Origin of the sequence: Curtobacterium sp. YR515 (assembly GCF_900113095.1) — a bacterium.
In the GTDB taxonomy this organism is placed as follows: Bacteria; Actinomycetota; Actinomycetes; order Actinomycetales; family Microbacteriaceae; genus Curtobacterium.
Map to the genome: position 1 here is coordinate 1 of NZ_FOOD01000006.1, position 19620 is coordinate 19620.

Genomic DNA, 19620 nt, shown 5'->3' on the forward strand with positions numbered 1-19620 from the left:
GACGGGAAGTGGTCGTTCGAGTCGCGGTACGCGGTGGCGGGGCTCCAGCACCAGGTGCGGGTGCGCCAGACCGCGGCGAACGACGCCGGGATCCTCGTGGCGCTCCAGGCGTCCGACGAGAACGGCGAGAAGCCGGTCTTCCGCCCGCTCGCGGTGACCTCCGACACGTCGTACGTGCCGGGTGGCACGACGCGCCTCACCGGCACGGCCACGTCGTGGTCGCAGGTGCGGGTGGCGCTCTCGAACCCCGGTGGCAAGCCGGTCCCGGGTGCGAACGTGTGGACCCACACGGTGATGGCCAGCGCTGACGGCGCCTGGAGCGTCGAGATCCCGAACCACCGGCTCATCAGCGCCAAGGTGCAGCAGTACGGCGAGCTCGGAAACGGGACGGTCTCGTTCGACTTCACCCGTTGACCCGGTGAGCTGACGGACTCGAGCCGGGAGGGGCGCCCACCGTGGTGTATCTCCCGGCTCGGTCTGGGGAATGGTGGAGTTCGCCCGCAGAGGACACCCATTCTCGCCACAGAATCGCAGCCGTATGCTGATCAGCACGCAACTTCGGCAGAGAAAGGTGTCGGGCGCTCTGCCCGGATCACATGGACTTCAAGCGCATCCTTCGCGGGCCGTACATCTACGTGCTGATCGCGATCGTGGGGATCTGGATCGGATGGGCTGTCATCAGCCAGTCCGGCACGCAGCAGATCGACACGCAGAAGGGCCTCCAGCAGCTCTCCGACGGCAAGGTCTCCTCCGTGGTGGTGAACTCCACCGAGCAGCGCGTCGACCTCACCCTCAAGGACGGCAACGCGCACGAGCAGTTCTACTACTCGACGCCGCGCGGTGAAGAGGTCATCCAGGCCGTCAACGAGGCGAACCTGCCGAAGGGCTACAACGACACCGTCCAGCAGTCGAACTGGTTCCTCTCGCTGCTCGGCATCCTCCTGCCGTTCCTCATCATCGGCGCCCTGTTCTGGTTCCTCCTCGCCAACGCCCAGGGCGGCGGCTCGAAGGTCATGCAGTTCGGCAAGTCCCGGGCGAAGATGAACAACAAGGAGAACCCGCAGGTCAGCTTCGCCGACGTCGCGGGCGCCGACGAGGCGATCGAGGAGCTCCAGGAGATCAAGGAGTTCCTCAAGGAGCCGGCGAAGTTCCAGGCCGTCGGCGCCAAGATCCCGAAGGGCGTGCTGCTGTACGGCCCTCCCGGAACCGGCAAGACGCTGCTCGCCCGAGCCGTCGCCGGTGAGGCGGGCGTCCCGTTCTACTCGATCTCCGGTTCGGACTTCGTCGAGATGTTCGTCGGTGTCGGTGCGAGCCGTGTCCGCGACCTCTTCGAGCAGGCGAAGCAGAACTCGCCCGCCATCGTCTTCATCGACGAGATCGACGCCGTGGGTCGTCACCGTGGCGCCGGCATCGGCGGCGGCAACGACGAGCGTGAGCAGACGCTGAACCAGCTGCTGGTCGAGATGGACGGCTTCGACGGCAAGACCAACGTGATCCTCATCGCGGCGACGAACCGTCCCGACGTCCTCGACCCGGCGCTCCTCCGCCCCGGTCGCTTCGACCGCCAGATCGGCGTCGACGCCCCTGGTCTCGCCGGCCGACAGCAGATCCTCGAGGTGCACGCGAAGGGCAAGCCGCTCGCTGCGAGCGTCGACCTCGAGCTCCTCGCCCGCAAGACGCCGGGCTTCACCGGCGCCGACCTGGCGAACGTCCTCAACGAGGCCGCGCTCCTGACGGCCCGCTCGAACGCACAGCTCATCGACAACCGCGCCCTCGACGAAGCCGTCGACCGCGTCATGGCCGGACCGCAGCGCCGCACGCGCATCATGTCCGACCAGGAACGCCTCATCACGGCCTACCACGAGGGTGGTCACGCCCTCGCGGCCGCTGCCATGCGCCACACCGACCCGGTGACGAAGATCACGATCCTCCCGCGCGGCCGTGCCCTCGGCTACACGATGGTGCTCCCGCTCGAGGACAAGTACTCCGTCACCCGTAACGAACTGCTCGACCAGCTCACCTACGCCATGGGCGGCCGCGTCGCCGAGGAGATCGTCTTCCACGACCCGACCACGGGTGCGTCGAACGACATCGAGAAGGCCACCGGCACCGCGCGCAAGATGGTCACCGAGTACGGCATGAGCCGTGCCGTCGGGTCCGTCAAGCTCGGCTCCGGGTCGAGCGAGCCGTTCGTCGGCCGCGACATGAGCGGCGGGACCAGCCGCGACTACTCGGAGAACATCGCCGAGACGGTCGACGCCGAGACCCGTGCCCTGCTCGAGGCCGCGCACGACGAGGCCTACCAGGTGCTCAACGACAACCGCGACATCCTCGACCGTCTGGCCGGCGAGCTCCTCGAGAAGGAGACGCTCGACGCCCCGGAGCTTGTCGAGATCTTCAAGGACGTCCGCAAGCTGCCGGAGCGGCCGCAGTGGCTGTCCAGCGACAAGCGTCCGGTGAGCAACCTGCCCGCCATCGAGGTGCCGGGCAAGGCCGCCTCGACCGCGTCCGAGCAGTCCGACCACGAGTCGTCGAAGCCCCGTCGCCGTCCCTTCGGCAACCCGGGTATCGCCCCCGCGTAGGCCGGCATGACGGACCTGCCGACGAGGCGCTCGCGTCGGCTCGCCGAGGTGAGCCAGGCGCGGGCCGCAGCAGCCGAGCCGCCGACGGTCGCGATCGACCTCCGGGCACCAGCACCGGTGCCGGAGATCGTGACCGGTCGGCGGCGCGACCGTGACCGCGGTGCGCCGGCCGACGACCGGACCCGGGTGATGGGGATCCTCAACGTCACGCCGGACTCCTTCAGCGACGGCGGGCTGCACCAGGCGTACGACGCCGCGGTGCAGCACGCCCGGGAACTCGTCGCCGCCGGGGCCGACATCGTCGACGTCGGCGGGGAGTCGACCCGGCCGGGGTCGGAGCGCGTCCCCGTCGAGGTCGAGCAGCAGCGGGTGCTCCCGGTCGTGCAGCAGCTCGTGGCCGAGGGGATCACGGTGAGCGTCGACACGATGAACGCCTCGACCGCCGAGCGTTCGGTGGACCTCGGCGCCGCCATCGTGAACGACGTCTCCGGTGGGCTGGCCGACGACGACATGGCGCGAGTCGTCCGTGACACGGGTGCCGGGTTCGTCGTCATGCACTGGCGCGGGCACAGCGACCGGATGTACCGCAACGCCGAGTACGTGCACGCCGTCGACGAGGTCCGGCGCGAGGTCGAACTCCGCGTCGCCGAGCTCATCGTCCTCGGGGTGCGCCAGGAACAGGTCGTCATCGACCCGGGCCTCGGCTTCGCCAAGCAGGGCGTGCAGAACTGGGAGATCCTGGCGGGCTACGAGCGGTTCGCATCGATCGGCCTGCCGGTGCTCGTCGCCGCCTCACGCAAGCGCTTCCTCGACGGGGTCGGCAGCGCTGCCGGTGCCGCCCCGAAGGAGCGCGACCTCGCCACCGCCGCCATCAGCCTGCTCTCCGCCGAACGCGGGGCGTGGGGTGTGCGCGTGCACGACCCGGCACCGACCCGTGCCGTGCTCGACGTCTGGGACGCCTGGAGGGCAGCTCGATCGTGAGGGACACCATCCGACTGACCGGGGTCCGCGCGCGCGGGCACCACGGGGTCTTCGACCACGAGCGCACCGACGGCCAGGACTTCGTGGTCGACGTCGCCGTCGAGGTCGACGCCCGCGCCGCGTCCGGCTCCGACGACCTCGACGAGACCGTGCACTACGGCGTGCTCGCTGAGCAGGTCGTCGCCGAGATCGAGCGCGACCCGGTCGACCTCATCGAGACCCTCGCCGAGCGCATCGCCGCCGCCGTGCTGACGCACCGTGCGGCCCTGGCGACCGAGGTCACGGTGCACAAGCCGCAGGCGCCCATCACGGTGCCGTTCACCGACGTGTCGATCACGATCCGCCGGACCCGTGGCGGCGTCCGTGCCGCCGGGTCCGACGTCGAGGAAGAAGAGTGAGCCGGGCGGTCGTCGCCCTCGGCGCCAACCTCGGCGACCGGGGGAGCAACCTGCGCGCCGCCGCCGCCGCGATCGTCGCCCTCCCCGGGGTGCGTCCGGTGGCCTCCAGCCGCGAGGTCGAGTCGGTCGCCGTCACGCTCGACGGCCCGGACACGACGAAGCCCCGGTACCGGAACGCCGTCGTGGTCGTCGACACCGACCTCGAGCCGCAGGAACTCCTCGACGCCCTGCACGGCATCGAGGACACCCACGGCCGCACGCGCGAGGTCCGCTGGGGCGACCGGACGCTCGACCTCGACCTCGTGGCGTACGACGACCTGTCCCTCGACACCGTGACACTGACCGTGCCGCACCCGCGCGCCGGCGAGCGGGCGTTCGTGCTCGCGCCGTGGCACGACGCCGACCCGGACGCCGTCCTGCCGGGTGTCGGGCCCGTCGCCGACCTGCTCGAGCGGGTGGGGGACGACACGGAGCGCGTCGACGAGCCGCGCCTCTTCGACGAGCCGACCCGCGCCTCCAGGCCAGAGACGAGCGATTCGTGAAGCCCACCCGCGCCTCCACCCTGCTCAGCGTCGCCGTCGTCGCGGCGGTCGCCGGCTTCGCCCTCGACGCCGTCCTGGCGTCGCGGCAGGCGCCGACGCTGTTCCTCGCGACACCCCTCGGCGTCACCCTCGCGTTCATCGGCATCGCCGTGGTCCTGATGGCCCGGCCGGTCCGTCGGCACGCTCGCGACGGCGCGTCCCGGTCGCACCCCGTCGACCCGCTCTACGCGATCCGCGTCGTGGTGCTCGCGAAGGCGTCGAGCATCGCGGGCTCGCTGTTCGGCGGGTTCGGCGCGGGCCTGCTCGTGTACCTCCTGACCCGCTCGGCGTTCCCTTCGCTAGGCTCGGTCCTGCCGAACGCCGTGGCGGTCGGGGGTGGACTCGTGTTGACGGTGTGCGCACTCGTCGCCGAACGCATGTGCATCGCTCCTCCTGGGGACGATGACGACGACGACCTCCCCCGGGGCGGCACGACGCAGGCGCACTGACACCGGGCGGCACGACCCGGCGCACCGCCCAGCACGACCCGACCGCAGGAGGCCCGCGATGCCGCGTGAACGACTCGACGAGCCCGGTCTGGGACTGACCGGCACCAGCTGGACCCGGGTGTCGCCCAAGCTCGTCTGGACCGAGCTCGTCACGACGATCGTGATCGGGCTCGTGGTGACGGCCGGCTGCGTCATCATCGGCGTCATCAGCGGCGGGTTCTCCGGCACGGCCGGCACCGTCTGGACGCTGATCGGCATCGCGGTCGCGATCGTCACCCTCGTGACGGCGATCCTGACGCCGCGACGCGTGCGGGCGATCGGGTACGCCCTCCGTGACGACGACCTCGTCCTCCGGCGCGGCCTGATGTGGCAGCGGTTCACCGCCGTCCCGTACGGCCGCATGCAGCTCGTCGACGTCAACCGGGGGCCGCTCGACCGGGTGCTCGGCATGAGCGAGCTGAAGTTCGTCACGGCGGCCGCGTCGACCAACGTCCGGATCCCCGGCATCCCCTTCGCCGATGCCGACGAGCTGCGCGACCGACTCGTCGAGCTCGCCGAGTCCCGCCGCGCCGGACTCTAGGAGGGCCGCATGAGCTTCCGACCCGGCCCGCCTCCGCCCGCTCCGCCGCACCGGGGCAACGCCGCCGCTGCCGCGCCGCTGACCGACGGCGAGTGGCACCGCATGCACCCGCTGACGCCGCTGCTCAAGGGCGGCATCTTCCTCATCGTGATCCTCGGCTACGTGCTGAACAGCCTGCGGGACCAGCTCGTCGAGTTCTTCATCCCCGGCGGTGGCCCGCAGGACGACGGCGACCCCGTGCGGTACGTCTACGAGCACGGCGTCGTCGGCTGGGTGCTGCTCGGCGTGGCTGTGCTGTTGCTGGTACTCCTTGCGTTGTTCACCCTCTCCTGGCGCATGCACGAGTTCCGGGTGACCGGCGAGATCGTCGAGGTCCGCTCGGGCGTGCTCTTCCGGACGAACCGCAAGGCCCGGCTGGACCGCATCCAGGGCATCAACATCTCGCGGCCGCTCATCCCGCGGATCTTCGGCACGGCCAAGCTCGAGATCGCCCAGGCCGGTAACGACGCGAACGTGCAGCTCGCCTACCTCGGGGTCAAGGCTGCGGACGACCTGCGGCAGCGCATCCTCGTGCTCGCCTCCGGGGCGAAGGACGACGAGCGGCAGCACGACCCGGCCCGGGCGTCGAACGGCGTGCTGCAGGACCGAGTCGACGAGATCTTCTCGCCGGAGCTCGACCCCGCCGCGGTCCGCGCGACGCGCATCGTGAAGGTGCACCCCGGCCGGCTCATCGCGTCGATGCTGCTCTCCGGCACGACGGTGTTCATCCTCGCCGCGGTCGCCGCGATGATCGTCAGCGTGGCGCTCACCGGCGAGTACGGGATCCTCTTCGGCCTGTTCCCCGCGGTGATCGGCGCCGGCGGGTACTACGTCCGGAAGTTCTCCCGCTCGCTGCAGTACACGATCGCCGAGACCCGCGACGGCATCCGGATCGGCTTCGGGCTCGTGTCCACTTCGAACGAGACCCTGCCGCCCGGCCGCATCCACGCCGTGAGCGTGGCGCAGCCGCTGCTCTGGCGGCCGTTCGGCTGGTGGGACGTCCGGATCAACCGTGCGACGAACGCCGGCAACGGGGCCTCGAACAACCAGCAGGTCTCGTCGATCGTCCTGCCGGTCGGCACCGCGCGCGACGTCCGCGAGGTCCTCGACATCATCCTCCCCGGCCTCGTCGGCACCGCCGTCGCCGGACCTGCCGCCTCGCAGGAGCAGCTCCGCGAGGGCTCGGCCGAGGCAGTGGACGTCGTCGACGACAGCCTCACCACCACGGGCGACCGCGGCGGGTTCGTGCACTCCCCGCGCCGGGGCGCCTGGCTCCGCCCGTTCGCGTTCCGCCGCAACGGCTACCGCTTCGTCCCGGGTGCCGTCCTGCTCCGGCTCGGTGCCGTCTGGCGCTCGCTGGTCATCGTGCCGCTGCCGCGCGTGCAGAGCGTCAAGGTCTCGCAGGGACCGCTCGAGCGTGCGCTGCGGCTCGCGTCGGTGCACGTGCAGACCGTGCAGGGGCCGGTCTCCGCGAGCATCGGCGCGCTGGACGCGCGGGACGCGCAGCAGCTGTGGTCGGACGCCTCGGCCCGCGCGGTCGAGGCGGCTGCGGCCGACACCTCCCACCGGTGGCGCGAACGGGAGGCGCGGCTCGCCCCCGTCGCGCCGGCCGCGGCCCCGGAGTGGTCACCAGAGCGACGAGTGGACGCGGTGGACCGCGAGCAGTCGTCGCCAGAGCGCGCACCCGGCGGCGCCGAGCCGGTGCGGCCGACCGGCACCGTGCCTCCTGGATCGCCCTGGGGCGACACCCCGCCGCCGGGAGCCGCGCGGTGAGGGCGGGGCGGCTGGGAATCGGCGTCCTCGGCGCCGGACGGGTCGGACCGGTCCTCGGAGCAGCGCTCGCGAACGCCGAGCACGCCGTCGTCGGTGTGACGGCCGTGTCCGAGGCCGGACGCGACCGCGCCGAGGCGATGCTCCCCGGCGCACCCGTCCTCGAGACCCCCGACCTCGTCGAGCGCAGCGAACTCGTGCTCCTCGCCGTGCCGGACGACCAGCTGGCCGACCTCGTGCAGGGACTCGCGGACGCCGGGATCTGGCAGCCGGGGCAGCTCGTCGTGCACACCAGCCCGGACCACGGCGTGGGCATCCTCGCACCGGCGATGGCCGCGGGGGCGATCCCGCTCGCGATCCACCCCGCGATGGCGTTCACCGGCACCAGCGTCGACCTCGTCCGGCTCCGCGACGCGTACTGCGCCGTGACCGCACCGTCGCCCGTGCTCCCCATCGCGCAGGCGCTCGTCGTCGAGATGGGTGCGGAGCCGTTCGTCGTCACCGAGCAGGACCGGCCCGCCTACGCCGACGCCGTCCGCGCCGCGGTGAGCTTCTCGACCGCGATCGTCGACCAGTCCGCCGGCACGCTGTCCGGCATCGGGGTCGAGTACCCGGGCCGGGTCCTCGGAGCGCTGGTCCGCACGGCCGTCGACAACGCGCTCGCGGCGGCCGACGGGCAGGCGACGCTCTAGTCCGGCCGCGCTGTACGATTTCCGGGACCCCCACGACCATCGGAGCCGCACCAGCATGACCGACGAGACCGCACCCGCCACCGAGCCCTCCGCCGCCGAGATCGCCGCGGCGGAGACCAGCGAGCAGCGACAGGTCCGGCTCGACAAGCGGGCGAAGCTCCTCGAGTCGGGGATCGAGGCGTACCCGGCCGGCCTGCCGGTCACCACCACCATCCCCGCGGTCCGTGCGCAGTACGCGCACCTCGACACCGGCGAGGAGACCCAGGACGTCGTCGGGATCGCCGGCCGCATCGTGTTCTCGCGCAACACCGGCAAGCTCTGCTTCGCGTCCCTGCAGTCCGGCGACGGCTCCCGCATCCAGGCGATGGTGTCCCTCGCCGAGGTGGGCGAGGAATCGCTCGCGCGCTGGAAGGAGTTCGTCGACCTCGGCGACCACGTGTTCGTGCACGGCCGGGTGATCTCCTCGCGGCGGGGCGAGCTGTCGATCATGGTCGACGACTGGCAGATCGCGGCCAAGGCGATCCTGCCGCTGCCGAACCTGCACAACGAACTCAACGAGGAGACCCGGGTCCGCCAGCGCTACCTCGACCTCATCGTGCGCGAGGAGGCCCGGGCCACCGTCCGCGCGCGTGCCGCCGTGATGTCGTCGCTCCGGCAGACCTTCGCCGGTCACGACTACCTCGAGGTCGAGACCCCGATGCTGCAGACCCAGCACGGCGGTGCCTCGGCGCGGCCCTTCGTCACGCACTCGAACGCGTTCGACACCGAGCTGTACCTCCGCATCGCGCCGGAGCTCTTCCTGAAGCGCGCCGTCGTCGGCGGCATCGACCGGGTGTTCGAGGTGAACCGGAACTTCCGCAACGAGGGCGCCGACTCGACGCACTCGCCCGAGTTCGCGATGCTCGAGGCCTACCAGGCGTACGGCGACTACGAGCAGATGGCCGACCTGACCCAGGAGCTCGTGCAGAACGCCGCGCGTGCGGTGACCGGCGGCTCGCTCGAGGTCACCTGGGCGGACGGCACGACGTACGACCTCGGCGGCGAGTGGCCGCGCATCGACATGTACGGGTCGCTGTCCGAGGCGGCCGGTCGCGAGATCACCCCGGAGACGCCGCTGTCCGAGCTGCGGGCGCTCGCCGATGCCGAGGGGGTCGAGGTCGCGCACGCCACGCACGGCAAGTACGTCGAAGAGCTCTGGGAGCACTTCGTCATCGACTCGCTCGACCGCCCGACGTTCGTGATGAACTTCCCGGTCGACACCTCGCCGCTGACCCGCGAGCACCGCAGCCGTCCGGGCATCGTCGAGAAGTGGGACCTCTACGTCCGTGGCTTCGAGCTGGCGACGGCGTACTCCGAGCTCGTCGACCCGGTCGTGCAGCGGGAGCGGTTCGTCGAGCAGGCGAAGCTCGCTGCGGGCGGCGACCTCGAGGCCATGCGCGTCGACGAGGAGTTCCTGCGGGCACTCGAGCACGCGATGCCGCCGTCGGGGGGCATGGGCATGGGCATCGACCGGCTCCTCATGGCCATCACGGGCCTGGGCATCCGCGAGACGATCCTGTTCCCGTTGGTGAAGTAGAACCCAGCTGACGGCTCCGTTCCGGGGGTTAGGATGCTCGGGTGCCGCATGGAGTCGTGACCGGGATCATCTTCGCCCTGACGCCGACCGTCGTGGTCGGCCTCATCTTCTGGTTCGTGATGCGCGCCATCATGCGGGCCGACCGTACCGAGCGTGCCGCGTACGCCAAGGTCGAGGCCGAGGAGCGTGCCCGCTTCGAGCGGGAGCACGGCGTGCCGGCACCGGCGCCTGCCTCCGCGGAGTAGCCCACTCCCGATCCGCGGCCGCCCGCGGTCGACGTCACCCGGTGTTCACCGCGCGGTGCGACCCTGGCGTGCATGCGCGCGACCCCGGACGGCACGGAGCCCGAGCCCGACCCCGACCTCGCCGACCTCGATCCCGATGACGCCTTCGGGCACCCGGCGGTCGCGGATCCCGCTCGCGACGACAGCGTGTGGCCCGACGGTGAGGGCGACGACGACATCGACGTCTGAGCGTCCGGACACCGTCACCAGCCGTTCACCCCGACGTCGTCTGCCGGGGTGAGCATCGTCCGCATGTCCATCACGCAGATCATCTCCGGTGGTGTCCTCGCGAACCGCGGTGGCGTCTTCACCGGCCGCAGCCTCGTCGGCGACATCGAGAGCGAGTACGACGAGTTCGACCGAGACGCCGACCTCGAGGTCTCGAAGCGTCGCGAGGGGTGGCTCGAGCCCTCCTGGTGACCCCCGCCCGTTCGGTTTTCGGGGTACGACGACTGGATCGCCACGATCCGGACCGCCGTACCCCTTTTTCGTGTCCACTGGACGCGGCGGCCCGGGGTACAGGATCGGAAACGAGCAAGAAACACCGATGCAACGCCGGAAACACGGCGACATCCCCTTGATTCTCGACCATGCGGGGGACCAGACTGACGACAGGCTGTACCCCTCGGGGGACGGTATCCATGGTGAAGCACGGAGAAGCCTGAGAATCGATCCGATCGGTTTGTGGGGTACACCTCCGGAACGCTTTACTCGTGACACCCCCAACGAGGTCATCACCCGTCGAACGCAGGGAGTCATCATGACGATCGCAACCGCAGCACCCAAGACGACGACCACCGGCACGACCGCACGTCGCACCAAGAAGACGACCGCAGCGAAGGCTCCGGTCACCGCGGTCGAGACCACCACGCTCGACACCGAGGTCGAGGCCGACGAGCAGCTCGCGGGTGTCCGCGGCGCCTCGGTCGACCAGGTCGGTGACTACCTCCGCCACATCGGCCGCCTCTCGCTCCTCACCGCCGAGGAAGAAGCCGAGATCGCCCGCCGCATCGAGGTCGGCCTCTTCGCCGGGGAGAAGCTCGCCACCGAGAAGGGCCTCGCGAAGACCCTGCAGCGTGAACTGCGCTGGCTCGTCCGTGACGGTGAGCGCGCCAAGGAGCGCATGATCACCTCGAACCTCCGCCTCGTCGTGAGCATCGCCAAGCGCTACTCGCAGCGCGGCCTGCCCTTCATGGACGTCATCCAGGAAGGCAACCTCGGCCTGGTCCGCGCGGTCGAGAAGTTCGACTTCACGCAGGGCTACAAGTTCTCGACGTACGCCACCTGGTGGATCCGTCAGGCGATCTCCCGCGGTCTCGCCGACAAGGCCCGCACGATCCGCATCCCGGTCCACACGGTGGAGCTGATCAACAAGATCTCCCGCACCGAGCGCGACCTCACCGTCGACCTCGGCCGCGCGCCGATGCCGGACGAGGTCGCGGCCGAGCTGAGCATGAGCGTCGACGAGCTCGTCGACCTCAAGGGGCGCTCGCACGAACCGGTGTCGATCCACACCGTGGTCGGCGACTCGGACGACAGCGAGCTCGGCGACTTCATCGAGGACGAGGACGCCGCGTCCCCGAACGAGCTGACCGAGACGACGCTGCTCCACCGCGACATCCGCTCGATCGTCGCCGAACTGCCGAGCGACGAGGCGAACGTGATCCGCATGCGCTACGGCCTCGACGACGACAAGCCGATGACGCTCGACGAGATCTCGAAGATCGTCCACACGACCCGCCAGGCGGTCAGCCGTGTGGAGTCCCGCGCCAAGCTGCGGCTCTTCGCCAAGGCGGTCTCGCAGGACATGCAGCTGTACCTGACCGACTAGGTCAGTGGACTTCGGCCGGCGCGTGAGTGCCGGCACGGGGAACCGGGTCGTTCTGTGGGAAGACGATCCGGTGGGGTGATGGGACGGCCCGCTCGCGCTTCGGCGTGAGCGGGCCATTCACGTTCCCGGGGTCGGGCAGGGCGCGGTCCGCTACTCCTCGACCTCGCGCCCGAGCTTCTGGCGGAGGTCCTGCGGGATGAGCTCGATGAGCTGGTCCGGTCGCACGGGCAGGTCGAGCAGGCTGAGCTTCACGCGTCCGGTCCGCCCGTGGCGCTCGGCGTCGAGGCGGACCACGCTGCCGGCGTCCTTCCGCAGCCGCACGTCGATCTGCGCACCGGTGGCGACCTCGCCGACGACGAGTCCGTCGACCTCGAGCGCTGCGCTGCGGGTGCCCTCGGCGATGTCGAACCGGTAGCGCTCGCGAGCGGCGAGGACCACGGCACGGTCGATCCCGGCCATCGGCGCGACCGGGGTCACGACGGAGCCGGACAGTGCGGGGGAGAGGACGGGGCCACCGGCGGCGTAGTTGTACGCGGTGGACCCGGCCGGAGTCGCGGCGACGATGGCGTCCGCCCGGTAGTAGCCGTACCCGAGCCCGCCGACGCTGAGGTCAGCGGACACCTGCCCGGCGCCGGGGCGTCGCACGATCGTGAGGTCGTTGAACGCGAGGTAGTCGGTGCGGGCACCGCTCCAGAACAGCCGGGCCTCGAGGGCGTGGTGCGGTTCGAGCTGGTAGTCGCCGGCGGACAGCCGCTCGAGCGCGACCTCGAGCTCGGGCGGCTCGATCTCGACGAGGAAGCCCACGTTGCCGTAGTTGACCCCGAGCACCGGCACCGGACGCTTCGCCACGAGCCGCATGGCCCCGAGCATCGTGCCGTCCCCGCCGAGTGCGACGACGAGGTCGACCTCCTCCGTGAAGTCCTCGTCCCCGATCACGTCGACCCCGCCGCCGATGCGCTGGACGTCGGCGCGGCGGGCGACGAGGCGTCCGCGGCCGGAGGCGTTCCAGCGCTGCAGGGTCGCGACGGACTCCTGCACGTTCTTGGTCGGGTGGACGACGAGTCCGACGACGGGCTGCTCCATGGTCGCGATCGTACCGATCGCGCCCGGGATCTCCTCTGGTGGACTGCTCACACATGAGATATTCTGCATGTATGCAGATCGCCACGCTCTCCGTCGCCCTGCCCACACTCCGGCACGGACGCGAGATCGTGCTCCTCGCGGAACAGGAGTCACTGGAGACCGGGTTCGGCTTCCTCGACGCCGAACACCTCCTCGTCGCCGCGGTCACGCTCTGCAGCGGGATGCCCCGCTTCCTCGACGTCCTCGACGCGCACGGCGTCACGCCCGACCGCGTCCGCACCGCCAGCAGTGCCTTCGTCGGCGCCGGGGCACCCGGGCCGGTCTCGCCCGACCGGGTCACGTGCACGCCGGCCGCGGCGCGGGTGCTGGCACGTGCCGCACAGCTCGCCGGCCCGGCGGAACGCGTCCGACCGCACCACGTGCTGCTCGCGGTGCTCGACGGCATCGACGACCCGTTCACGGGGGCCGCGCACGACGTCCTCGACGGTCTCGGTGTCGACCCGCGCCGCTTCCGCCGCGCCCTGCGTCGCGCCGCACGACGCGCCTGACGCGCCCCGCGCCACCCCGCGCCACGCGGCCCGCGCCGACCCGCGGCCCGCGCCGGCCCGCGCCGACCCGACACCCGGCGCGACCCGCCGTGCGACCCCCGTGAGCACCGCCGGGCGCGGGCTCCGGGGCGGACCCGCACCGTGCCTCCCGACCGTCCCCTGTTCACCGGACGCAACGAGGTCACGCCCACGGCGAACAGGGGCAGACCACCCGGGGTGCGCTGGTTACTCTCGATGTACGTCACCGGACTTCCACGAGCCCGGCAAGGGAGAGCACATGTTCGAGAGATTCACCGACCGAGCCCGTCGTGTTGTCGTCCTCGCTCAAGAAGAAGCGAAGATGCTCAACCACAACTACATCGGCACCGAGCACATCCTCCTCGGCCTCATCCACGAGGGCGAGGGCGTCGCCGCCAAGGCGCTGGAGTCGCTCGGCATCTCGCTCGATGCCGTCCGCGAGCAGGTCCAGGACATCATCGGGCAGGGCCAGCAGCAGCCGACCGGGCACATCCCGTTCACGCCGCGCGCCAAGAAGGTGCTCGAGCTGTCCCTGCGCGAGGCGCTGCAGCTCGGCCACAACTACATCGGCACCGAGCACATCCTCCTCGGCCTCATCCGCGAGGGCGAGGGCGTCGCCGCCCAGGTGCTCGTCAAGCTCGGCGCGGACCTCAACCGCGTCCGTCAGCAGGTCATCCAGCTCCTGTCCGGCTACCAGGGCAAGGAAGCGGTCGCCGTCGGCGGCGAGCAGCAGCAGAACGCCCAGCAGGGTTCGCAGGTCCTCGACCAGTTCGGTCGGAACCTCACCCAGGCGGCGCGTGACGGCAAGCTCGACCCGGTCATCGGCCGCGAGAAGGAGATGGAGCGGGTCATGCAGATCCTCTCCCGCCGCTCCAAGAACAACCCCGTCCTGATCGGTGAGCCCGGCGTCGGCAAGACCGCCGTCGTCGAGGGCCTCGCCCAGGCGATCGTCAAGGGCGACGTGCCCGAGACGCTGAAGGACAAGCAGCTCTACTCGCTCGACCTCGGGTCGCTCATCGCCGGGTCCCGCTACCGCGGTGACTTCGAGGAGCGCCTCAAGAAGGTCACGAAGGAGATCCGCACCCGCGGCGACATCATCGTCTTCATCGACGAGATCCACACCCTCGTGGGTGCCGGTGCTGCCGAGGGCGCGATCGACGCCGCTTCCATCCTCAAGCCGCTGCTCGCACGCGGTGAGCTCCAGACCATCGGTGCCACCACGCTCGACGAGTACCGCAAGCACTTCGAGAAGGACGCCGCACTCGAGCGTCGCTTCCAGCCGGTGCAGGTCAACGAGCCGTCGCTGCCCCACGCGATCAACATCCTCAAGGGCCTCCGCGACAAGTACGAGGCGTTCCACAAGGTGTCCATCACCGACGGCGCGATCGTCGCCGCGGCGAACCTCGCGGACCGCTACGTGCAGGACCGCTTCCTGCCGGACAAGGCGATCGACCTGATCGACGAGGCCGGTGCACGCCTCCGCCTGTCGATCCTGTCGGCGCCGCCGGAGCTCCGCGAGTTCGACGAGAAGATCTCGGCGGTCCGCGGGCAGAAGGAAGCCGCGATCGAGGAGCAGGACTTCGAGAAGGCCGCTTCGCTCCGTGACGAGGAGAAGAAGCTCCTCGGCGAGCGTCTCCGCCTCGAGAAGCAGTGGCGTGCGGGCGACGTCGCCGCGTCCGGCACCGTCGACGAGGGCATCATCGCCGAGGTCCTGGCGCAGGCCACGGGCATCCCGGTGTTCAAGCTCACCGAGGAAGAGACCTCGCGTCTCGTCTTCATGGAGAAGGCACTGCACGAGCGCGTCATCGGTCAGGAAGAGGCCATCTCGGCCCTCTCCAAGACCATCCGACGCACCCGCGCCGGCCTGAAGGACCCGAACCGTCCCTCCGGCTCGTTCATCTTCGCCGGCCCCACGGGCGTCGGGAAGACCGAGCTCGCCAAGGCCCTCGCCGAGTTCCTCTTCGACGACGAGGGTGCGCTGATCTCCCTCGACATGTCGGAGTTCGGCGAGAAGCACACCGTCTCGCGACTCTTCGGTGCCCCTCCCGGGTTCGTCGGGTTCGAGGAGGGCGGCCAGCTCACCGAGAAGGTGCGCCGCAAGCCGTTCTCCGTGGTCCTCTTCGACGAGATCGAGAAGGCCCACCCGGACATCTTCAACTCGCTGCTGCAGGTCCTCGAAGAGGGTCGTCTGACCGATGGTCAGGGCCGCGTGGTCGACTTCAAGAACACCGTCATCATCATGACCACGAACCTCGGTTCGCAGGGCATCGCCGGTGGCCCGGTGGGCTTCCAGGTCGAGGGTGACTCCGGTGTCGGCTACGACCGCATGCGCTCGAAGGTGAACGAGGAGCTCAAGAAGCACTTCAAGCCCGAGTTCCTCAACCGCGTCGACGACACGATCGTGTTCCCGCAGCTCTCGCAGCCCGAGCTGCTGCAGATCGTGGACCTCTTCGTGAAGCGCCTGGCGGACCGCCTGCTCGACCGCGACATGACGGTGGAGCTCACGCTCGCCGCCAAGGAGCAGCTCATCAAGGTCGGGTTCGACCCGGCACTCGGTGCCCGCCCGCTCCGCCGCGCGATGCAGCACGAGGTCGAGGACCAGCTGTCCGAGCACATCCTGCAGGGTGAGCTCACGGCCGGCGACCACGTGAAGGTCGACTTCACCGGTGGCGAGTTCCAGTTCGAGACCGGGCGTCAGCCGGGTCGCGAAGAGGTCCTCGCCGGCGCGGCCGCCGTCGAGGCGACGGACACGCCGCAGGGCGAGATCGAGTCCTAGGGCCCGGTCACGGACATGACGGGAGGCGCGGTGCCAGCTGGCACCGCGCCTCCCGTCACGTCGTGGGTGCGGTCACCCCTGGTGGTCGCGCCCGCGGTGCTTCTCGCGCTTCTCGTGTCGCTTGTGTACGCCGGGCTGCTCGCTCTCGGCCGTGCCGTCCGAGTCGCCGCTCAGTCCGTCCGCCAGGCCGTTGGTCTGGTCGAAGGGGCGTCCGAGTGACTCGTCGTTGAGGTCTGCCACGGAGCGGTGACGCTCGTGGGCTTCGGGTTCGGGTTGATCGTCCATGCGCCGGACGCTACGCGCGGCGCGATGTCGCCCGACCCAGACCCGGGACGGTTCGCGCGTCGCGGTACCACGGGCCCCCGTCCGGGGGTACGGTGGTGACTGCGCGCGAGGGGTTCCCCCCAACACCTCGCACGCAGCGCTCGACCGGTTCCCCCCAACAGGTCGAGACGCGCCGGCCCCGGTCTGTTCGCAGACCGGGGCCGTTGCACGTCGCCGGGGTGCTCGGCCCGCGTCGCGCGTCTCGCGTCCAGCGTCTTGCGTCCAGCGTCTTGCGTCTCGCGTCAGAGGGTGGCCGCGAAGTCCCGGACGGCCCGCTCCCAGCGCTCCGGGTCCTCGTTCCACTCGAGCGTGTGCGGCGCGGTCCGGAACGCGACCGCCCGGGTCCCCGGACGCGCGGTCTGCGCGGCGACGTCGGCCTCGGCGACGAGGCCGTCGGCCGCCGAGTGCACGAGCAGGGTCGGGGTCGCCGACGCCTGCCACGCGGTCGTCTGGACGGGAGCAGCGGCGCCGGCCAGCCGTGACAGCACGCCGGTGGTCGCGATCCGTGCCGCGACCGTGCCGACGAACGCGGGGAGGTGCGCGCCCGACACTGCACCGCGGAGCGCCGAGGACACGCTGAGCAGCGGCGAGATACCGACCAGGCCGTCGACCTCGACCCGGGAGGCGGCAACAGAGCACGCGAGCGCCCCCGCCGACCAGCCCTGCAGCACGACCCGGGTGGCCCCGCGGCCCCGGGCTGCCCGGACCGCCGTCACGATGCGGTCGACCGCGCCGGGGTCGAGCGAGCGGAGCGGGAGGTCGGTCGTGTCGACGACCTCGGACGTCGCGCCGAGGGCACGCCAGACCCGGATGCCCCGGAGGACCTGCCGCGGCCCGAGCGACTGCCCGTGCACGTGGACGACGTGCGTGGGCCCGTCGCCGGGGACGTCGGCCGGTTCGTCGCCGGGGACGTCCGCGAGGTCGTCGTACAGCAGCGCGTCCCAGCCCCACTCGCCGCCGGCTGCCGGGCCGTCCGTGCGCCGCCGGACCGTGTCCCCGTCGATGTCGAGCACGTCCCGCACGCGGACGTCCTGGCCGTCGTGGGTGATCCGGTACGTCCCGGGCAGACGGGTGTCGCGGGTGGCCACGAACTCGGCCTCGGTCGGGGTGGCGCCCCGCACGGTGGCGGTCGCCGAGTACGGCGTGGGGAAGAGCAGCCGACGCGCGACGAACGCGCCCAGCCCGAGCGTCCCGACGGCACCCGCTGCGGTCCCGAGTGCGGCGATGCGTCCACCGGTCATGTGGTCTCCTCCAGTCGTGCGGTGGTGAGCGTCGCGGCGGCCGGGACGTCCTGCCCGGCCTCACGCGCGCGGTCCTCGATCTCGACGGACAGCCGGTGCAGTCGGCTCCGCCACTGGCGACGCTGCCAGGCGATCGTGAAGTACAGCCCCCGGTTGCCGGACGCGCCCTCGAGTCGCCGCAGCTCGGGCTCCAGCGTCCGGAAGCGGACCCGGGCGGCCCGCCAGTCGCGGAACTCGCGGGCGGCGTCGGGCAGCACCCCGCCGGCGGCACCCACGGCGAGCAGGGCCATCGAGGTGAGGAAGACCGGTGCGTAGACGGTGCCGAGCACCCGGACCGCAGCGTCCAGGCCGAGCACGTGCACGGCGTCGAGCGCGACCGCGATGGCCGCGAGCAGGACCATCGCCGCGGCACCGACGACGAACAGCCAGTACATGCGCCCGAGGCCGTCGCCCTCGCGGAAGCCGCGGAGGACCGCCAGTGCGGACCGGGTGATCACGACGGCGATGTACGTCATCTCCACCGCGGAGTAGAGCGCGGTCGGCAGCTGGTCACCGTACTCGACCATGAACTGCGAGGTGGGCTCGGGGGCGTCGATCAGCACGAACAGCACGACGAGGGCGACGAGGATCAGTGCGACGCCGACGAGCCGACTCGGTCGCAGCAGTCGCGCGGACCGGGCGGCCGCCTCGACCGACTGCGCGAGGGCGAACAGGCCGCACACCATCAGGCAGCGGCCGAGCAGGTCGGCGACGTTCGGCGTGCGGGTCAGCCCGCCGAGGAACGTCACGACGTCGGGCTGGTTGATGCTCAGCCCGACGGCGACGAACGCGCAGCAGACCATGAGCCAGGTGACGCTCGCCGACTGGGTCCGGACGAGCCAGAGCCGGACGACGAGGACGGCCAGGATCAGCCAGACCGGGAGCGATCCCCAGACGTGCAGCGTCACCGGAAGATCCCGCGCGGCGCGGTGTCGGGGTCGAGCAGCCCGATCCGCAGGGCGAGCTGGTCGGCGACGAGCTCCACCGCCTGCTCGTGCGGGGTGTCGAGCGACCGGGTGAACGCCGTCCGTCCGGTGAGCAGCCCCGTGTACGCCTCGTGGTCGCAGCCGGGGTCGGCGAGGAACACGTGCGCGAGCTCGTGCAGCACGCAGGCCACCCGGGAGCGCTCGGACAGGTCGGGGCGCGTCTCGAGCAGGGCGTGGTCGGCGCGCTGGATGAGCCGCGCGGAGAGGTCACCGGGCAGTGCGGTCGTGCGGAGCCGGATCGGCTTGCCGAGGGCGGACTCGGCCCGGACGAGCAGCTCCGGCAGCGTCAGTCGCCGGGGGAGTCCGAGTCGCTGCACGCTGCGCCGGGCCTCGGCCTGCTGGCGGCGGGCGCCGATCCGGTCGGCGAACGCGCTCACGGCGTCGACCCGGAGTCGTCGAGCCGCCGGACGTGCTCGGTGAAGTCGCGGATCTCGGCCGCGGAGGCGAACTCCCCGAGCCGCCGGGTGGCGAACGCCACGACCTCGCGCTTGCGGAGTTCGAGGACGAGTTCGAGCTGCGCCTGCACCCGCTCCGGGACGTCCGTGTTGCCCGCGGCGTCGGTGAGGTACTCGGAGGGCACACCGAAGTAGCCGGCAAGCGCGACGAGCAGACGCTGGTCACGGACGGCCGGTCCGTTGCCCCCGAGCATGTAGCCCCACCGCGGTCGGCTCATCGAGGCACCCTGCGCCTCGATCTCCGCGACGATCTCCTTGTAGGAGGGGCGCTGCCCGGAATTGGCCTCGACGACGTCCATCAGGAGCTGCAGCTTGCGTGAGAGCTCGCGTCGGTGTGCGTCGTCGTCGGTGTACTCGATCATGTCTCCCCGCCCTGTACATCTGTCT

The 19620-nt window shown here is 71.1% G+C and carries 22 protein-coding genes; 16 read left to right on the top strand and 6 right to left on the bottom strand.

Going from position 1 to position 19620, the window contains the following annotated elements:
- From BM028_RS18620 to BM028_RS16320, 14 genes are all read left to right on the top strand, one after another.
- On the top strand, positions 1 to 414 hold a 414-nt coding region (locus BM028_RS18620; protein ID WP_175496103.1), incomplete at its 5' end, for a hypothetical protein.
- 182 nt (positions 415 to 596) lie between these two features.
- Positions 597 to 2582: an ATP-dependent zinc metalloprotease FtsH gene (gene ftsH, locus BM028_RS16265; RefSeq protein WP_071296492.1), complete on the top strand. Its 1986-nt coding sequence runs from the start codon at positions 597 to 599 to the stop codon at positions 2580 to 2582.
- A gap of 6 nt (positions 2583 to 2588) precedes the next feature.
- Positions 2589 to 3563 (top strand): dihydropteroate synthase, encoded by a 975-nt coding sequence (gene folP / locus BM028_RS16270; protein WP_175475922.1) that lies wholly within the window; start codon positions 2589 to 2591, stop codon positions 3561 to 3563.
- Positions 3560 to 3961: a dihydroneopterin aldolase gene (gene folB, locus BM028_RS16275; protein WP_071296491.1), complete on the top strand. Its 402-nt coding sequence runs from the start codon at positions 3560 to 3562 to the stop codon at positions 3959 to 3961. The genes folP and folB overlap by 4 nt, the downstream gene beginning before the upstream one ends.
- On the top strand, positions 3958 to 4503 hold the full coding sequence (gene folK, locus BM028_RS16280) for a 2-amino-4-hydroxy-6-hydroxymethyldihydropteridine diphosphokinase (protein ID WP_092387886.1): 546 nt from the start codon (positions 3958 to 3960) through the stop codon (positions 4501 to 4503). Before folB ends, folK begins: the two co-directional genes overlap by 4 nt.
- On the top strand, positions 4500 to 4991 hold the full coding sequence (locus BM028_RS16285) for a DUF3180 domain-containing protein (RefSeq protein ID WP_070417323.1): 492 nt from the start codon (positions 4500 to 4502) through the stop codon (positions 4989 to 4991). The genes folK and BM028_RS16285 overlap by 4 nt, the downstream gene beginning before the upstream one ends.
- Before the next feature lie 58 nt (positions 4992 to 5049).
- The gene (locus BM028_RS16290) at positions 5050 to 5571 is read left to right on the top strand and encodes a PH domain-containing protein (RefSeq protein ID WP_092387889.1); all 522 of its coding nucleotides are present in this window, start codon (positions 5050 to 5052) and stop codon (positions 5569 to 5571) included.
- 9 nt (positions 5572 to 5580) lie between these two features.
- A complete protein-coding gene (locus tag BM028_RS16295; protein ID WP_092387892.1) occupies positions 5581 to 7383 on the top strand; it encodes a PH domain-containing protein in 1803 nt (600 codons plus the stop codon).
- Entirely contained in the window at positions 7380 to 8072 is a 693-nt protein-coding gene (locus BM028_RS16300) for a Rossmann-like and DUF2520 domain-containing protein (RefSeq protein ID WP_254803975.1), read from the top strand. The genes BM028_RS16295 and BM028_RS16300 overlap by 4 nt, the downstream gene beginning before the upstream one ends.
- Positions 8073 to 8127: 55 nt before the next feature.
- Positions 8128 to 9648 (top strand): lysine--tRNA ligase, encoded by a 1521-nt coding sequence (gene lysS / locus BM028_RS16305; RefSeq protein WP_092387895.1) that lies wholly within the window; start codon positions 8128 to 8130, stop codon positions 9646 to 9648.
- Positions 9649 to 9689: 41 nt separating this feature from the next.
- Positions 9690 to 9893, top strand: a complete 204-nt coding sequence (locus BM028_RS16310; protein ID WP_031262806.1) for a hypothetical protein — start codon at positions 9690 to 9692, stop codon at positions 9891 to 9893.
- Between the two features lie 72 nt (positions 9894 to 9965).
- A complete protein-coding gene (locus BM028_RS18625) occupies positions 9966 to 10121 on the top strand; it encodes a hypothetical protein (protein WP_175496104.1) in 156 nt (51 codons plus the stop codon).
- Positions 10122 to 10184: 63 nt separating this feature from the next.
- On the top strand, positions 10185 to 10352 hold the full coding sequence (locus BM028_RS18630) for a hypothetical protein (RefSeq protein WP_156794796.1): 168 nt from the start codon (positions 10185 to 10187) through the stop codon (positions 10350 to 10352).
- A 340-nt stretch (positions 10353 to 10692) separates the two neighbouring features.
- Positions 10693 to 11763 (top strand): sigma-70 family RNA polymerase sigma factor, encoded by a 1071-nt coding sequence (locus BM028_RS16320; protein WP_070417318.1) that lies wholly within the window; start codon positions 10693 to 10695, stop codon positions 11761 to 11763.
- 150 nt (positions 11764 to 11913) lie between these two features.
- Here BM028_RS16320 and BM028_RS16325 read toward each other — a convergent pair whose 3' ends face one another.
- Positions 11914 to 12897 (bottom strand): NAD(+)/NADH kinase, encoded by a 984-nt coding sequence (locus BM028_RS16325; protein ID WP_254803976.1) that lies wholly within the window; start codon positions 12895 to 12897, stop codon positions 11914 to 11916.
- 20 nt (positions 12898 to 12917) lie between these two features.
- Here BM028_RS16325 and BM028_RS16330 point away from each other — a divergent pair, with 20 nt between their 5' ends.
- Both BM028_RS16330 and BM028_RS16335 read left to right on the top strand, forming a co-directional pair.
- Entirely contained in the window at positions 12918 to 13394 is a 477-nt protein-coding gene (locus BM028_RS16330) for a Clp protease N-terminal domain-containing protein (RefSeq protein ID WP_070417316.1), read from the top strand.
- 277 nt (positions 13395 to 13671) lie between these two features.
- Positions 13672 to 16188 (top strand): ATP-dependent Clp protease ATP-binding subunit, encoded by a 2517-nt coding sequence (locus tag BM028_RS16335; protein ID WP_070417315.1) that lies wholly within the window; start codon positions 13672 to 13674, stop codon positions 16186 to 16188.
- Positions 16189 to 16260: 72 nt separating this feature from the next.
- Here the strand turns inward: BM028_RS16335 and BM028_RS18320 are convergent, their stop codons facing one another.
- From BM028_RS18320 to BM028_RS16355, 5 genes are all read right to left on the bottom strand, one after another.
- Positions 16261 to 16473 (bottom strand): hypothetical protein, encoded by a 213-nt coding sequence (locus tag BM028_RS18320; protein ID WP_139199319.1) that lies wholly within the window; start codon positions 16471 to 16473, stop codon positions 16261 to 16263.
- 281 nt (positions 16474 to 16754) lie between these two features.
- Entirely contained in the window at positions 16755 to 17753 is a 999-nt protein-coding gene (locus BM028_RS16340; protein ID WP_092387898.1) for an alpha/beta hydrolase family protein, read from the bottom strand.
- Complete coding sequence (locus BM028_RS16345; protein WP_092387901.1) at positions 17750 to 18700, bottom strand: hypothetical protein; 951 nt, start codon at positions 18698 to 18700, stop codon at positions 17750 to 17752. The genes BM028_RS16340 and BM028_RS16345 overlap by 4 nt, the downstream gene beginning before the upstream one ends.
- Positions 18697 to 19155 carry a hypothetical protein gene (locus tag BM028_RS16350; protein ID WP_070417312.1) on the bottom strand — a complete coding sequence of 153 codons (459 nt, stop codon included), beginning with the start codon at positions 19153 to 19155 and terminating at the stop codon, positions 18697 to 18699. Before BM028_RS16350 ends, BM028_RS16345 begins: the two co-directional genes overlap by 4 nt.
- A complete protein-coding gene (locus BM028_RS16355; protein WP_070417311.1) occupies positions 19152 to 19595 on the bottom strand; it encodes a hypothetical protein in 444 nt (147 codons plus the stop codon). Before BM028_RS16355 ends, BM028_RS16350 begins: the two co-directional genes overlap by 4 nt.
- Positions 19596 to 19620: the final 25 nt, after the last annotated feature.